30 protein-coding genes are annotated in these 13,719 nt (G+C 61.1%); all 30 read right to left on the bottom strand.

Annotated features, from left to right (window positions below):
* Positions 1 to 29: 29 nt before the first annotated feature.
* Complete coding sequence (gene rpsK, locus EII26_RS07545; protein ID WP_124888545.1) at positions 30 to 422, bottom strand: 30S ribosomal protein S11; 393 nt, start codon at positions 420 to 422, stop codon at positions 30 to 32.
* A gap of 141 nt (positions 423 to 563) precedes the next feature.
* Positions 564 to 941, bottom strand: coding sequence for a 30S ribosomal protein S13 (gene rpsM, locus EII26_RS07540; protein ID WP_124888544.1), 378 nt, complete (start codon positions 939 to 941; stop codon positions 564 to 566).
* A gap of 4 nt (positions 942 to 945) precedes the next feature.
* Positions 946 to 1,071 carry a 50S ribosomal protein L36 gene (gene rpmJ, locus EII26_RS07535; RefSeq protein ID WP_124888543.1) on the bottom strand — a complete coding sequence of 42 codons (126 nt, stop codon included), beginning with the start codon at positions 1,069 to 1,071 and terminating at the stop codon, positions 946 to 948.
* 111 nt (positions 1,072 to 1,182) lie between these two features.
* Positions 1,183 to 1,404: a translation initiation factor IF-1 gene (infA, locus tag EII26_RS07530; protein ID WP_124888542.1), complete on the bottom strand. Its 222-nt coding sequence runs from the start codon at positions 1,402 to 1,404 to the stop codon at positions 1,183 to 1,185.
* 29 nt (positions 1,405 to 1,433) lie between these two features.
* Positions 1,434 to 1,742, bottom strand: a complete 309-nt coding sequence (locus tag EII26_RS07525; RefSeq protein WP_124888541.1) for a KOW domain-containing RNA-binding protein — start codon at positions 1,740 to 1,742, stop codon at positions 1,434 to 1,436.
* Positions 1,727 to 2,503, bottom strand: coding sequence for a type I methionyl aminopeptidase (gene map, locus EII26_RS07520; protein WP_124888540.1), 777 nt, complete (start codon positions 2,501 to 2,503; stop codon positions 1,727 to 1,729). The genes EII26_RS07525 and map overlap by 16 nt, the downstream gene beginning before the upstream one ends.
* Positions 2,490 to 3,143 carry an adenylate kinase gene (locus EII26_RS07515; protein ID WP_124888539.1) on the bottom strand — a complete coding sequence of 218 codons (654 nt, stop codon included), beginning with the start codon at positions 3,141 to 3,143 and terminating at the stop codon, positions 2,490 to 2,492. Before EII26_RS07515 ends, map begins: the two co-directional genes overlap by 14 nt.
* A gap of 21 nt (positions 3,144 to 3,164) precedes the next feature.
* The gene (secY, locus tag EII26_RS07510; RefSeq protein ID WP_124888538.1) at positions 3,165 to 4,469 is read right to left on the bottom strand and encodes a preprotein translocase subunit SecY; all 1,305 of its coding nucleotides are present in this window, start codon (positions 4,467 to 4,469) and stop codon (positions 3,165 to 3,167) included.
* Between the two features lies 1 nt (position 4,470).
* Complete coding sequence (gene rplO, locus EII26_RS07505) at positions 4,471 to 4,917, bottom strand: 50S ribosomal protein L15 (protein ID WP_124888537.1); 447 nt, start codon at positions 4,915 to 4,917, stop codon at positions 4,471 to 4,473.
* Between the two features lie 14 nt (positions 4,918 to 4,931).
* Positions 4,932 to 5,114 carry a 50S ribosomal protein L30 gene (gene rpmD / locus EII26_RS07500; protein WP_124888536.1) on the bottom strand — a complete coding sequence of 61 codons (183 nt, stop codon included), beginning with the start codon at positions 5,112 to 5,114 and terminating at the stop codon, positions 4,932 to 4,934.
* A gap of 12 nt (positions 5,115 to 5,126) precedes the next feature.
* Positions 5,127 to 5,648 carry a 30S ribosomal protein S5 gene (gene rpsE / locus EII26_RS07495; protein WP_124888535.1) on the bottom strand — a complete coding sequence of 174 codons (522 nt, stop codon included), beginning with the start codon at positions 5,646 to 5,648 and terminating at the stop codon, positions 5,127 to 5,129.
* A gap of 23 nt (positions 5,649 to 5,671) precedes the next feature.
* Positions 5,672 to 6,037: a 50S ribosomal protein L18 gene (rplR, locus tag EII26_RS07490; RefSeq protein WP_124888534.1), complete on the bottom strand. Its 366-nt coding sequence runs from the start codon at positions 6,035 to 6,037 to the stop codon at positions 5,672 to 5,674.
* Positions 6,038 to 6,053: 16 nt separating this feature from the next.
* Positions 6,054 to 6,593 (bottom strand): 50S ribosomal protein L6, encoded by a 540-nt coding sequence (gene rplF / locus EII26_RS07485; RefSeq protein WP_124888533.1) that lies wholly within the window; start codon positions 6,591 to 6,593, stop codon positions 6,054 to 6,056.
* Between the two features lie 15 nt (positions 6,594 to 6,608).
* Entirely contained in the window at positions 6,609 to 7,013 is a 405-nt protein-coding gene (gene rpsH, locus EII26_RS07480; protein WP_124888532.1) for a 30S ribosomal protein S8, read from the bottom strand.
* A gap of 17 nt (positions 7,014 to 7,030) precedes the next feature.
* Complete coding sequence (locus EII26_RS07475) at positions 7,031 to 7,216, bottom strand: type Z 30S ribosomal protein S14 (protein ID WP_124888531.1); 186 nt, start codon at positions 7,214 to 7,216, stop codon at positions 7,031 to 7,033.
* An 18-nt stretch (positions 7,217 to 7,234) separates the two neighbouring features.
* Positions 7,235 to 7,780, bottom strand: coding sequence for a 50S ribosomal protein L5 (gene rplE / locus EII26_RS07470; protein WP_124888530.1), 546 nt, complete (start codon positions 7,778 to 7,780; stop codon positions 7,235 to 7,237).
* A gap of 17 nt (positions 7,781 to 7,797) precedes the next feature.
* Positions 7,798 to 8,121, bottom strand: coding sequence for a 50S ribosomal protein L24 (rplX, locus tag EII26_RS07465; protein ID WP_124888529.1), 324 nt, complete (start codon positions 8,119 to 8,121; stop codon positions 7,798 to 7,800).
* 13 nt (positions 8,122 to 8,134) lie between these two features.
* On the bottom strand, positions 8,135 to 8,503 hold the full coding sequence (gene rplN / locus EII26_RS07460) for a 50S ribosomal protein L14 (protein WP_124888528.1): 369 nt from the start codon (positions 8,501 to 8,503) through the stop codon (positions 8,135 to 8,137).
* A gap of 3 nt (positions 8,504 to 8,506) precedes the next feature.
* A complete protein-coding gene (rpsQ, locus tag EII26_RS07455; protein WP_124888585.1) occupies positions 8,507 to 8,797 on the bottom strand; it encodes a 30S ribosomal protein S17 in 291 nt (96 codons plus the stop codon).
* Positions 8,798 to 8,816: 19 nt separating this feature from the next.
* Positions 8,817 to 9,032: a 50S ribosomal protein L29 gene (gene rpmC / locus EII26_RS07450; protein WP_124888527.1), complete on the bottom strand. Its 216-nt coding sequence runs from the start codon at positions 9,030 to 9,032 to the stop codon at positions 8,817 to 8,819.
* Complete coding sequence (gene rplP, locus EII26_RS07445) at positions 9,032 to 9,457, bottom strand: 50S ribosomal protein L16 (RefSeq protein WP_124888526.1); 426 nt, start codon at positions 9,455 to 9,457, stop codon at positions 9,032 to 9,034. Before rplP ends, rpmC begins: the two co-directional genes overlap by 1 nt.
* A 5-nt stretch (positions 9,458 to 9,462) precedes the next feature.
* A complete protein-coding gene (gene rpsC / locus EII26_RS07440; RefSeq protein ID WP_124888525.1) occupies positions 9,463 to 10,137 on the bottom strand; it encodes a 30S ribosomal protein S3 in 675 nt (224 codons plus the stop codon).
* A gap of 12 nt (positions 10,138 to 10,149) precedes the next feature.
* Positions 10,150 to 10,494 (bottom strand): 50S ribosomal protein L22, encoded by a 345-nt coding sequence (gene rplV / locus EII26_RS07435; RefSeq protein ID WP_124888524.1) that lies wholly within the window; start codon positions 10,492 to 10,494, stop codon positions 10,150 to 10,152.
* A gap of 10 nt (positions 10,495 to 10,504) precedes the next feature.
* Positions 10,505 to 10,786, bottom strand: coding sequence for a 30S ribosomal protein S19 (gene rpsS / locus EII26_RS07430; protein WP_124888523.1), 282 nt, complete (start codon positions 10,784 to 10,786; stop codon positions 10,505 to 10,507).
* Positions 10,787 to 10,807: 21 nt separating this feature from the next.
* Entirely contained in the window at positions 10,808 to 11,635 is an 828-nt protein-coding gene (rplB, locus tag EII26_RS07425) for a 50S ribosomal protein L2 (protein WP_124888522.1), read from the bottom strand.
* 16 nt (positions 11,636 to 11,651) lie between these two features.
* On the bottom strand, positions 11,652 to 11,948 hold the full coding sequence (gene rplW / locus EII26_RS07420; protein ID WP_124888521.1) for a 50S ribosomal protein L23: 297 nt from the start codon (positions 11,946 to 11,948) through the stop codon (positions 11,652 to 11,654).
* Complete coding sequence (gene rplD, locus EII26_RS07415; RefSeq protein WP_124888520.1) at positions 11,945 to 12,568, bottom strand: 50S ribosomal protein L4; 624 nt, start codon at positions 12,566 to 12,568, stop codon at positions 11,945 to 11,947. The genes rplW and rplD overlap by 4 nt, the downstream gene beginning before the upstream one ends.
* Before the next feature lie 26 nt (positions 12,569 to 12,594).
* A complete protein-coding gene (rplC, locus tag EII26_RS07410; RefSeq protein WP_124888519.1) occupies positions 12,595 to 13,221 on the bottom strand; it encodes a 50S ribosomal protein L3 in 627 nt (208 codons plus the stop codon).
* 76 nt (positions 13,222 to 13,297) lie between these two features.
* Positions 13,298 to 13,603 (bottom strand): 30S ribosomal protein S10, encoded by a 306-nt coding sequence (rpsJ, locus tag EII26_RS07405; protein WP_124888518.1) that lies wholly within the window; start codon positions 13,601 to 13,603, stop codon positions 13,298 to 13,300.
* Between the two features lie 18 nt (positions 13,604 to 13,621).
* The coding region (locus EII26_RS07400; RefSeq protein WP_199735120.1) for an EF-Tu C-terminal domain-related protein at positions 13,622 to 13,719 on the bottom strand (98 nt) is incomplete at its 5' end.

Below are 13,719 nucleotides of genomic sequence, written 5' to 3'. Positions count from 1 at the left end.
TTTCTCGCCGCCAAAACAAGGGGGCGATTTTAGACGCGGCGTCTTTTCGGCGGACGGCAACCGTTGTGAGGAATGGGCGTCGTGTCCTTGATCAGGTTGACCTGAAGGCCCGCCGCCTGAAGGGAGCGGATGGCGGACTCGCGGCCCGGCCCCGGCCCCTTCACGATAACGTCGATCTCCTGAACACCATGCTCCTGAGCCCCCTTGGCCACCTGCTGAGCCGAGATCTGGGCCGCAAAAGGAGTGGACTTTCGGGTACCCTTGAAGCCCACGTTGCCCCCGCTGGACCAGGAGAGGACATTGCCGCCCCGGTCGCTGATGCACAGAATCGTATTGTTGAAGGTGGAATAGATGTGCGCCACCCCATAGCTTATATTTTTCTTTTCACGCTTCTTGCCCCTACGGACCGTTCTTTTGGCCACGCGTGTTTCGCCTCCTCTAAAATTCGAGACTGTAAAGTCAAAAATCGATTGGACCCGGAAATGGAATTCCTGAACGCCAACAGCCCGGCCCCTGGATCAAAAAGGGCGTTGCCCAAAATATCTCGCCCGACGGGCTCAGGCCTACTTGCCTGCCATCTTCTTGTTCGCGACAGTCCGGCGCGGCCCCTTACGGGTCCTGGCGTTGGTCTTCGTCCGCTGCCCTCTCACCGGAAGGCCCTGCTTGTGACGAAGGCCCCTGTAGCAGCCGATATCGATCAGCCGCTTGATGTTCATGGAGACCTCGCGGCGCAGGTCGCCCTCCACGTGGTAGTGGTCCTCGATCTCGCGGCGCAGCTTCTGGACGTCCGCCTCCGAGAGGTCCTTGACGCGGGCGTTCGGATCGACCCCCGTAGCGGCCAGGATCTTCTTGGAGGAGGGAAGCCCGATCCCGAAGATATAGGTCAACGCAATTTCGACGCGCTTCTCGCGCGGGATGTCCACACCTGCAATACGAGCCATTCCCTTACCTCCTTGCACCCTGCCGCTGCTTGTGACGCGCGTCCCGACTGCAGATGATACGCACGACGCCGTTGCGCCGGATCACTCGACAAAACTCACAGATCGGCTTGACCGACGGTTTCACCTTCATTGTTCCCACTCCTCAGCAAAAAACTCGTAATAGCGGGGAAAAACCCCTATTCCATCTCCCGCCGCAGGCCGCTCGTCGCGACAGGGCTCGAAGACGGAACGACATGCACCTTCATTTATAGCGGTAGATGATCCTTCCTCGGGTCAGATCGTAAGGGGACACCTCGACCAGAACCTTGTCCCCGGGAAGAATCCGGATGAAATGCATTCTCATCTTGCCCGAGACGTGCGCCAGAAGCTTATGTCCATTCTCCAGCTCCACGCGAAACATGGCGTTCGGGAGAGGTTCCGAGACGACGCCCCTCGCTTCGATGACTTCCTCTTTGTTTGCCATACGCTACCCTGCCTCTCCGTTCCGATTTTCTATTCTTCGCTCAGCGCATCTCCATCGAGCGTCCGCAGAATCTGGCACAGCCGCCCGCGATCAATGTCCTTGCCCGCCACAACCAGGTCGGCGACCTCCGCCGCGCACCGCAGCGTCGGCTGCACGTGCTTCGGATTCTTCCTTTTGGGCCGCGAAAGGTTGAACTTGCCCGCGTCCGCCAAGGCCAATCTGTCCTCTTGCGGAAAGCCCACGATCACGTAAAGGCTTCCCCTGTCCTTGCCCCTCCTGGAGCGCACCACCTGCCCCAGTCTGTAGGGTCCGAAGCGGGGGTCTAAGGACTTGTCCATGGAGTCAAAATCTCCGGCCCATCGTCCGTAATGGCGATCGACCGCTCAAAATGCGCTGCATCGGAACCGTCGGCGGTAACGACCAGCCAGCCGTCCCGTCCGAGCGCGACCTCCTCGCGCCCTGTCATGATCATGGGCTCTATGGCCAGGGTCATGCCCCTCTGGAGGGTCACCCCCCGTCCCGGACGACCGAAGTTCGGAACCTGGGGCGCCTCGTGGAGTTTTTTCCCCACACCGTGCCCCGTGTAGTCCCGGACGATGCCGTACCCGAGGGGGGAGGCGAAGGATTCGACCGCATGACCGATGTCCCCGATCGTCCGGCCCTTCAGAGCTGCCGCTATGGCCCGGTTCAGGGATTCTTCGGTCACCTCGAGAAGCTTCTGCCTCGCCCCGCCGATCGTCCCTACGGGGTAGGTACAGGCGGCATCTCCATAGTAGCCCTCAAGACAGGCCCCGACGTCCACGCTCAGAATGTCTCCCTCCTCGAGTCTGCGGTCGTCGCTCGGAAACCCGTGTACGACCTCCTCGTTGATCGAGGCGCAGATCGTCCCCGGAAAGGGGCTCATGGAGGGAGAGGGACGGTAGCCCTTGAACGCCGGCGAAGCGCCGCAGGATCGAATGTGCTCCTCGGCGATGCGATCCAGCTCGCCCGTGGAGACACCCGGTCGGACGACCTCCCTCAGAAGGTCCAGAACCTCCGCCACCACCTTGCCCGCCCGGCGCATCCGGACGAGCTCCTGCTCGGACTTAAGATGCACCATGCTCTTTCAGAATCGCCGCGATCTCTTCGGAGATCGCCTCGGGCGTCCGCGAGGCGTCGACGGAGCTTAAAAGTCCCTTGCCCGCATACCAGTCGACCAAAGGCCGCGTCTGTTCGTGGAACACCTTCAGACGATTGCGAATCACGGACTCCTCGTCGTCATCCCTCTGATGGAGCTCACCGCGGCAAGCGGGACAGGCGTGCTTGTCCCCCTCGAGGGTCAGAAGGTTGAAGATCCCGCCGCAGGAACGGCAGGTCCGACGGTTCGAGAGGCGCCGCACCAGAACCTCATCCTCGATGTCGAAGAGGATCACCACATCCAGTCCCAGATCGCGCTCGCCCAGAAACGCGTCGAGAAATTCCGCCTGCGCGATGGTACGGGGAAATCCGTCCAGGAGAAACCCCGACTTCACGTCGGGCTCGAGAAGACGCTCCGAAACCATCTTCAGGACGACCTCGTCCGGAACAAGGGCTCCCTTGTCCATGTACTCCCGGGCAAGAAGGCCGAGCGGGGTCTCCTCCTTCAGGTTTTTCCGAAAGATATCGCCCGTCGAAACGTGGACGCAACCACAGCGTTCCTTCAAAAAAGCGGCCTGGGTTCCCTTTCCCGACCCAGGAGCACCCAAAAGGACCAACCTCATGGTGACTCGCCTCCTATGCCCTTACATACGGAGCAGGCTGCCCGACTTTCCTCCGGATTTCTTCAGGATGCCGTCGTAATGGCGCATCAAAAGCTGCGCCTCGATCTGATGCACCGTGTCCAGCGCGACACCAACGACAATCAGGACCGCCGTTCCCCCGAAGTAGAAGCTTCTCACTCCCATGACCGAGGACATGAAATTGGGGATCAGCGCTACGACTGCCAAAAATACGGCTCCGCCCAGCGTAATGCGCTCCATCACTTTCGTGATGTAGTCCGCCGTCGGCTGCCCCGGCCGGATGCCCAGGATGAAGCCGCCGTACTTCTTCATGTTGTTGGCGATATCCGAGGGATTGAAGACGACCGCCGTGTAGAAGTAGGCGAAGAAGATGATCAGGGCGATGTAGCAGAGCGTGTAGAACACGCTGCCCGGAGCAAAGAGGTCGCGCACGAACTGGCCCACGGAGCTCCCGCTGAAGAAGTTCGCCACCGTGTAGGGGAAGACGAGGATCGAGGAGGCGAAGATGATGGGGATGACCCCGGCCTGGTTGACCTTCAGGGGGATGAACGTGCTCTGCCCGCCGTACACCTTGTTGCCCACCACACGTTTGGCGTACTGCACCGGAAGCCTCCGCTGCCCCTCCTGAAGCAGGATACAGCCTGCGACGACAACGACCATGAGGACCAGGCCGAGCAGGAGGACCAGCAGGTTGAGCTGTCCCAGCCGTACCATGGTCCAGCTCTGGACGATCGCCTCGGGAATCCGCGCGACGATACCGGCGAAGATCAGGAGGGAAATGCCGTTGCCGATCCCGTGATCGGAGAGCTCCTCGCCCATCCACATCACGGCGATGGAACCCGCCGTGAGGGTCGTCACGACCAGCAGGGCATGAAAAAAGCTGCCCGAGAAGATCCCGAGCCCACCCAGCCAGGCCGTCATGCCGACGGACTGCACCACGGCGAAGAGCACCGCCCCGTAGCGCGTCCACTGGACGATCTTCTTTCTTCCCTCGGTGTTGTCCTTCTGCATCTTCTCCAGGTAGGGAAAGATGACCACCAGGAGCTGCATGACGATGCTCGAGTTGATATAGGGCGCCACCCCGAGCGAGAAGATGCTGAAACGCTGCAACGCTCCGCCCGAGAAAAGGTTCAGGAAGTCCAGGACCCCGCCGCCGCTTCCGCCGAAAAGCTGGGCCATGGCCGCCGTGTCGACGCCCGGCGTGGGAATGTGGGCCCCCAGGCGGAAGATGAACAGGACGCCGAGGGTGAAGAGAATCCGTCGTTTCAGGTCGGGCAGTCTGAAGGCGTCGCCGAAAGACCCGAGCACGTCAGATCACCTCGACCTTCCCGCCCGCCGCCTCGATTTTCGCACGCGCTCCCCCGCTGACGGCGTTGACCTTCAAGGTGAAAGCCTTGCCGAGCTCGCCCTTCGCCAGCACCTTGACGGGCCGGGATGCCGTGCGGATCAACCCCGCATTCAGAAGGTCCTGAACCCCGATCTCGCGCCCCGACTCGAATTTGTCGGCCAGGGAGAACAGGTTCACGATCTGATACTCCTTGGCGAAGCGTGCGTTGTTGAACCCGCTCTTGGGCACCCTGCGGGCCAAGGGCATCTGTCCGCCCTCGAAGCCGGGACGGACGCCGCCGCCTGCGCGGGCCTTGTGTCCCTTGTGCCCCTTGCCGGCGGTCTTGCCCGTCCCGCTGGCGATCCCCTGCCCCAGACGCTTCGCGTCCCGGCGGGAGTTCGGCGCGGGCCTAAGGTCGTGAATATTCATGTCCGTCCGCCTCCTCAGTTGTCGCTCGTCCAGACCACCAGGTGCCGGACGTGCTCGATCATGCCGCGGATCTGAGGGGTATCCTCGTGCTCCACCGTCGACTGCAATTTCCTGAAGCCCAGGGCCTTGAGAGTCCGCTTCTGACGCTCCGCGAACCCAATCGCGCTCTTGACCCATTTGATCCTTATTTTAGCCATCGGAAAAACCTCCTAGTCCGCGGACACGGCCGCGGACTCCGGGGCCTTTTTCCCGCGAAGCTTGTAGATCTCGTCCGCAGTACGGGTCTCTTTGAGGGCCTCGAGAGTCGCCCAGGCCACGTTGATGGCGTTGGACGTCCGCCCGACGACCTTGGTGACGACGTCCTTGACCCCGCCCAGCTCCATAATGGCGCGCACGACGCCGCCGGCGATGACTCCCGTACCGGCAGGGGCGGGCTTCAACAGGACCGACGCGGCCCCGAAGTTGCCCGTGACGGGGTGGGGCATGGTCTCGCCGGCCCTTCGGATCTCGACGAGCCCCTTGCTCGCCTTGTCGATCCCCTTGCGCACGGCCTCGGAAATTTCCTTGGCCTTGCCGATCCCGGCGCCGACGTAGCGATCCCCGTCGCCCACGACGACGAGCACCGCAAATTTGAAGCGCTTACCGCCCTTGACGACCTTGCTCACACGATTTATGGCGACGACGCGCTCTTTCAGCTCCAGGGATTTAGCATCGATTCGCTTCTTGATCATGATCAGCCTGCTCTCCTAAATGTTTAAAACTTAAGGCCGGCCTCGCGGGCCGCGTCGGCCACAGCTTTGACCTTGCCATGATAGCGATGGCCGCCGCGATCGAAGACCACTGCCTCGATCCCCTTCGCCTTGGCGCGCTCCGCGGCCAGCTTGCCGACCGCCTTTGCCGCCTCGACGTTGCAGGTCCCCTTGAGCCCCTCCCTGACGGCCTTCTCCAAGGTCGAGACCGACGCCAGCGTGTGCCCCAGGTCGTCGTCGATGATCTGTACGTAGATATGGCTCAAGCTCCGAAAAACCGCCAGCCGCGGCTTCTCGGCCGTCCCCGCAAGCGTCCGGCGCAGCCTTTCGTGGCGCACGACGCGCAAATCGTTTCTGCTCTTTTTCTTCATCTCGAGTCCACCCCGACTACTTCGCGCCGGTCTTGCCGGCCTTGCGAACGATATGTTCGTTCAGGAAACGGATGCCCTTGCCGTGGTAGGGCTCCGGCGGACGATACTGCCGAATGAGCGCGCAGGTCTGCCCCACCAGCTCCTTGTCGATCCCCTTGACGACGAACTTGATGGGGTTCTCGACCACGATCTCCACGCCCTGAGGAGGCGTGAACTCGACCGGATGGGAGAAGCCCAGGTTCATCACGAGCGTCTTGCCCTGAAGCTGGGCCCTCCAGCCCACGCCGACGATCTCCATCGTCCTCTGGAAGCCCTCGGTCACCCCGGTCACCATGTTGGCGATGAGGGCGCGGGTCATCCCGTGCCAGGCGCAGGTCTGCTTCTCGTCGTTCGAGCGGGAGACGACAACCTTGTCCTCGGCGACGTCCACCGCGATTCCGGGCATCAGGGGGGTATCCAGCTCGCCCTTGGCCCCCTTCACCACGACCTTGTCCCCTTTAACCGTCACGGTCGTCCCCTTGGGAAGGACGATCGCCTTGCGTCCAATTCGAGACATCTGTAAAAGCCCCCCTCACCAGACGTAGCAGAGAACTTCTCCGCCCAGTCCGAGCTTCGAGGCCTCGGCCCCCGTCTTCAGGCCCTGGGAGGTCGAAACCACGGCCAAACCGAGCCCTCCCATGACGACCGGAAGCTTGTCCTTGCCGACGTAGATTCTCCTGCCCGGCTTGCTGATCCGGCGCAGCCCCTGAATCACGCGCTCGCGGTCGGGACCGTAGGACAAGAAGATGCGGATCGAGGCATAGGGCTTCTTCGGGTCGGTGATCGTCTTGAAGTTCTTGATGTACCCCTCCTCCTTGAGGATACGGGCAATGGCCAGCTTCATCTTGCTGGCAGGCACATCCACGCTCTCGCTGTAAATCATGTTCGCGTTGCGCACCCTCGTGAGCATATCCGCGATTGGATCGTTAACGTACATTCCGTTGCCCCCCTAGGCTACCAGCTCGACTTGACGACGCCGGGTATTCTGCCCTCGCGGGCAAGCTTGCGGAAGCAGCAGCGGCACATATCGAACATACGCATGTAGGCGTGCACCCTGCCGCACAGCGGGCAGCGGTTGTGCTGCCGCACCTCGAACTTCGGGGGGAGTTTCGCCTTGTACCTCATAGCCTTTCTTGCCATTTCTGCCGTGCCCCCTGTCTAACGGTTGTTGAAGGGCATTCCCATGCCCTTGAGGAGGGCATAGGCCTCCTCGTCGCTCGAAGCGCTGGTCACGATCGAGACGTTCATGCCCCGGGACCGGATGACCTTGTCGTAGCTGATCTCCGGGAAGATCAGCTGCTCGCGCAGCCCCAGGTTGTAGTTCCCGCGGCCGTCGAACCCGCGCCTCGACACGCCCTGAAAGTCCTTGATGCTGGGCAGGGCCAGGGAGATCAGGCGGTCCAGAAACTCCCACATCCGACGCCCTCTCAGGGTCACCGAACAGGCCACAGGCATCCCCTCGCGAACCTTGAAGCCGGCGATGGACTTCTTGGCCCTCTTGAGCAGGGGCTGCTGTCCCGTGATCGCACGAAGCTCCGCAATCGCTGCATCCATGAACTTGATGTCCAGCTTGGCATCGCCCACACCGATGTTCACAACGACCTTCTCGAGCCTGGGGAGCTGCATCACGTTCTTGTAGCCAAACTCCTTCTGCAGGGCGGGAGAGATCTCCGTCTTGTATTTTTCCAACATACGCGGCGTCATTTTCGCATCCTCCCCACTCAGGCCCTGTCGATGATCTCGTTGCACTTCTTGCAGACGCGGACCTTCTTGCCGCTCTCCAGGAAGGAGGAACCGACGCGCGTAGCCGCACCGCACTGCGGGCAGACGAGCATGACCTTGGCGGCGTAGATGGGAGCCTCCTGCTTGTGGATTCCGGCCTGGGGGTTCTTCTGGCTGGGCCGCATGTGGCGGGAGACCATGTTCACACCCTCGACGACGACCATGTCACGGGCCGGAATACGGCGCAGGATCTTGCCCTCCTTGCCCTTGTCCTTACCGGAGATGACGCGGACGCGGTCGTTCTTCTTGATTCTTACGGACATAATGCCACGCCTCCTAAACCACTTCGGGCGCGAGGGAGAGGATGCGCATGTACTTCTTCGCACGCAGCTCCCTGCCCACGGGGCCAAAAATACGGGTCCCCTTCGGCTCTCCGTTGTTGTCGATGATCACGGCGGCGTTGTCGTCGAAACGGACGTAGGAGCCATCCCGACGGCGGACCTCCTTCTTGGTGCGGACGATCACGGCCTTGACCACGGACCCCTTGGCGATGTTGCTGTTGGGAATGGCCTCGCGAACCGAGGCGACGATGACGTCGCCGATCGTGCCCCACTTGCGCCGGCTTCCGCCCATGACCTGGATGCAGAAAAGTTTTCGGGCTCCGGAGTTGTCAGCAACGTTCAATACTGTCGTCAACTGAATCATAAGTTACTCCTCTCCGGGCGTATCAGAATCGAAGACAGGGGCGCGCCGCATAACTTCGATCAGTTCCCATCTCTTGGTCTTGCTCAGGGGACGAGTCTCGCGGATGCGTACCTGGTCGCCGACACGGCAGGTATTCTCCTCGTCATGAGCCACATACTTCTTCGCCCTCTCGATCCGCTTCCCGTAGAGAGGATGCTCCGCAAGACGGGAGACCTTGACGACGACCGTCTTGTCCATTTTGTCGCTGACTACGATCCCCACCCGGACCTTGCGGTGGGAGAGCCCCGCCTCCATATTTGCCTCCATGGACGACCTACCTCCTGGCAGCAGAGCCCTCCATCGCGCGGCTCTTCTCGCCCGCGACGGTCAGCACTCTGGCTATAATCTTTCGGACATCCCGGATGCGGCTCGTATTCTTGAGTTGTCCGACTGCGTTCTGAAAACGAAGATTGAAAAGCTCCTCTTTATACTGACGGTACTTCTCCTGGAGTTCCTCCAGGTTCAGCTCCCGAAGTTTCGTCGCATCCATTAGTCTTCACCACCCATACCTTCTCTTGACACCATGCGTACCTTGATCGGCAGCTTGTGGGAGGCCGTCCGGAAGGCCAACTCCGCGACTTCCTGGGGGATTCCCGCAAACTCGAACAGAATGCGGCCCCGCTTGACGGCGGCGACCCAGAACTCGGGCGCGCCCTTACCCTTTCCCATACGCGTCTCCAAAGGCTTCTTCGTGTAAGGACGGTCCGGGAAAATACGGATCCAGATCTTGCCGCCCTTCTTCATCTTTCTGGAGATGGCCACACGCGTGGCCTCGATCTGACGTGCCGTGATCCAGGCGTTTTCCTGCGCCTGAATTCCCCAGTCGCCGAAGGCGACGGCCGTGCCGCCCTTGGAGACGCCCCTAAGGGGGGATCTGTGGGATTTACGGTATTTGACCCTGCTGGGCATAAGCATGACGACTACCCCCTTGCCCTTTCACGGCGGCCACCGCGAGGCGCCATGGGACGCTCGTTCTCACGGTCGCGGTAAATCCAAATCTTGCAGCCGATCACGCCGTACATCGTATTGGCCTCGGCAAAGCCGTAGTCGATATCGGCACGAATCGTCGAGAGGGGAAGCCGCCCCTCGTTGTACCACTCGGTACGGGCGATCTCCGCGCCGCCGAGACGGCCCGCGACCTGAGCCTTGATTCCAAGGGCCCCGGCCTTCGTCGCACGGAAGATGGCCTGCTTCATGGCTCGACGGAACGAAACCCGGCGCTCGAGGGCGGAGGCGATGTTCTCCGCGACCAGCTGAGCGACCACGTCCGGATTCTTGATCTCCTGGACGTTGATCATGACCTTGCCGCCGGTCATGGCCTGAAGCTCGTCCTTGATCGTCTGAATCTCCGCCCCGCCCCGGCCGATGACCACTCCGGGCCGGGCCGTCCAAATGGTGAAGCGGACCACGTGCCCCACGCGCTCGATCTCCACTCGGGAGATGGCGGCGCCCTCCCACTTCTTCATTATCCACTCACGAAGCCTGAGGTCCTCGTGCAGCTTCTTCGCATATTCCTTGCGACCGGCGTACCACTTGGACTCCCACTCCGTCGCAACTCCAAGCCTGTATCCTACGGGATGAACCTTCTGCCCCACGAAAAAACCCTCCTAACGTTCCGAAACCGTAACGGTCACATGGGATGTGCGGTGCACATAAGGATGGGCTCTTCCCATGGAGGCGGGACGAAAGCGCTTCATCGAGGGCCCCTGATCCGCAAAGGCCGTGAGAACATGCAGCTTGTCCGTATCCATCCCGTAATTGTGCTCGGCGTTCGCCACGGCGCTCTGCAGGACCTTGTAGACGACCCGCGCGGCCTTCTGAGGGCTGAAGCGCAGGATCGTCATGGCCTCGCCGGCATCCTTGCCCCGGATGAGGGCCAGCACCTGCCGCACCTTCGTCGGGGAGATCCTCACCTGGCGCGCCATGGCCTTGGCCACAGTTTTAGACTCCATAGCGTCTCCCCTACCTTCCCTTTGTGGAGCGCTCCTGCCCCGCGTGACGCCCGAACTTGCGCGTCGGAGCGAACTCCCCCAGCTTGTGCCCGACCATGTTCTCGCTGACATAGACCGGAAGATGCATCCGCCCGTTGTGGACGGCGATGGTGTGTCCGATCATCTGCGGAACCACGGTGGAACGACGGGACCAGGTCTTGAGGACCTTTTTGTTCCCCGATATGTTCATCTCTTCTATCTTGGCCAGGAGCCTCTGCTCGATGAAAGGCCCCTTTTTGGCGGAACGAGCCATCCTAAAAGTCCCTCCTCACGTCTACTTATCGTAACGGCGGCGAACGATGAGCCTGTCGGAAGGCTTGCGCTTGCGCGTACGATATCCCTTAGCCGGCGTGCCCCACGGAGAAACAGGATGCTTGTTGCTCTTGCTCTTTCCCTCGCCGCCGCCCATCGGGTGGTCCACCGGGTTCATCACCATGCCCCGCACGCGGGAACGGCGACCGCTCCAACGGGTCTTTCCCGCCTTGCCCAGGGAGATGTTCTCGTAATCCTCGTTGCCCACCTGCCCCACCGTGGCCATGCACTCGAGAAGGATCAGACGGAGCTCGCCGCTCGGCATCCGGATAAAGGCGTACTTGCCCTCCTTCGCCATCAGCTGGGCCGACGTCCCCGCCGAGCGCACCAGCTTGGCGCCCCGGCCGGGCTCGAGCTCGAGATTATGGACGACCGTACCCACCGGCATATCCTTCAGCTTGAGGGCGTTGCCCGGGGTAATGTCCGCATCGGGCCCCGCGTGAACCGTATCCCCGACCTTCAATCCCTTGGGAAGAAGGATGTAGCGTTTCTCGCCGTCCACATAGTGGATCAGAGCGATGCGGGCGTTCCGGTTCGGATCGTACTCGATCGTGGCGACCTTGCCCGGCACGCCGATCTTGTCGCGGCGAAAATCGATGATGCGGTAGGTCCTCTTGTGGCCCCCACCGATATGGCGCATTGTGATGCGGCCGGTGTTGTTGCGCCCGCCGCTCTTCCGCAGCTCGACGGTCAGGGACCGCTCGGGCTTGTCGGCCGTGATGTCCTCACGCCCCTGGATGGACATCTGCCGGCGACCCGGGGTATAGGGTTTGAACTGTTTGATCGACATCTTCATCTACCCCTTTCTAGATGGAGGCACCCTCGAAGAACTCAATGCGTTGCCCCTCCGGCAGTGCCACAATCGCCTTCTTCCAGGAACGAGTCTTGCCCAAATAGGCTCCCATACGCTTGGGTTTGCCCTTGACATTGATCGTATTGACGCTCAGGACCTTGACCTTGAAGATCTGCTCGACCGCCTGACGGATCTGGATCTTGTTTGCGTCCCTGTGGACCTCGAAGGTGTACTTGTTGTGCTCCATCAGAGAACTGCTCTTCTCCGTGACGATCGGCCGAATGATAATGTCGTGCGCGACCAGATTCATCTTGCATACACCTCCTCCAGCCGGGCCACGACCTCGGGGGTCACGACCAGCGCCTTGGAGTTCATGAGGTCATAAACGTTGATGCTGGCGATATTGATGAACTTGGCGCCCGGAATGTTGCGAACCGAACGCATGACGCTGTCCGCACTCGTATGGCACACCACCAGGGCCTTCTCCGCCCCGATGGCCTCCATGAAGTTCTTCATCGCCTTCGTGGAGGGCTTGTCCATCTCCATCCCCTTGACTACGGTCATCAGCTCGTCACGAACCTTGACCGAAAGGGCGCTCTTCATGGCCAGCCGACGTACTTTCCTGTTGACCTTCTGGTGATAGTCGCGCGGCTTGGGGCCATGGGCCACACCACCGTGAACCCAGATGGGAGAGCGCGTGCTGCCCTGACGGGCGCGCCCGGTGTGCTTCTGCTTCCAAGGCTTCTTTCCGCCACCGCGGACCTCGCCCCTCGTCTTGGTGCTGTGCGTGCCCTGGCGGCAGTTGGCCAGGTGCGCCACCACGACCTGATGCATGGCCGGGATGTGCACGGGCGCGGCAAACACCGCATCGGAGAGGTTCATCTCCCCCGCGTCCTGGCCGTTGAAATCCACAACTTTAACTGCAGGCATATTCTTGTACCCTCCTTCCCTATCTCTTACTTCTTCTTGTAGAGGGTGACCAGGCTGTTCTTGGCACCCGGTACGGCCCCCTTGACAAGGAGGAGGTTGTTCTCCGGATCGACGGCCATGATCGTCAGGTTCTTGACCGTGACCTTTTCGCTGCCCATGTGTCCCGGCATCCGCTTGCCCGGGAACACTCGGCCCGGGTAGGAGATGGCGCCGCTGGAGCCACCGTGGCGGTGCATGACCGACGTGCCGTGGCTGAACTGCTGGCCGCCGAAGTGATAACGCTTCATGACTCCGGCGAAGCCTTTGCCCTTGCTGACTCCTCTGACGTCCACCTTCTCGCCCGTCTCAAACAAATCCACCCTGATCTCCTGCCCAATCTCATACCCGTCCACCGCGTCCAGACGAAACTCGCGAAGCGTCCGTTTGGGCTCGAGCTTGTGTTTGTCGAAAAGACCTTTTAGGGGTTTGGACAGCTTATGCGGCTTGATGGCCCCATAGCCGAGAAGAACGGCAGAGTATCCGTTCTGTTCGGGGGTCCGAATGGCAACGACGGGGCACGGCCCTGCCGCGATCACCGTGACCGCCACGGCCTGTCCCTGCTCGTCGAAAATCTGAGCCATGCCAATCTTCTTCCCCAGTATCCCTATACCCATCGTTCGTTTTCTCTCCTTTCAGCTCCAGCGCTTCCCCAATTCCCGCTTTCGGAATCACTCCACACCCTTCAAGGGGCTAAAGCTTGATCTGGATATCGACTCCAGAGGGAAGATTGAGCTGCATCAACGCATCCATCGTCTTCTGCGTCGGCTCGACAATATCTATGAGACGCTTGTGCGTCCTCATCTCAAACTGTTCCCGCGCGTCCTTGTCCTTGTGAGGCGACTTCAGAATCGTCACCTTACTGATCTCGGTGGGGAGAGGGATGGGGCCGGAAACCCTGGCCCCCGTGCTCTCCGCCGTCTCCGCGATCTGGGACGCAGACGTGTCAAGAACCCTGTGATCAAATGCCTTCAAACGGATACGGATTCTTTTAGCCACCGCTTCGTCCCTCTGTTTCTACTGAAGAATTTTGGTGACGACGCCGGCGCCGACCGTGTGGCCGCCCTCGCGCACCGCGAAGCGGAGACCCTCCTCCATCGCGATCGGAACGATGA

It is taken from the genome of Fretibacterium sp. OH1220_COT-178, assembly GCF_003860125.1.
In the GTDB taxonomy this organism is placed as follows: domain Bacteria; phylum Synergistota; class Synergistia; order Synergistales; family Aminobacteriaceae; genus CAJPSE01.
The sequence above is the reverse complement of the archived record's forward strand: the minus strand, read 5'-3'. Positions and strand labels throughout refer to the sequence as shown.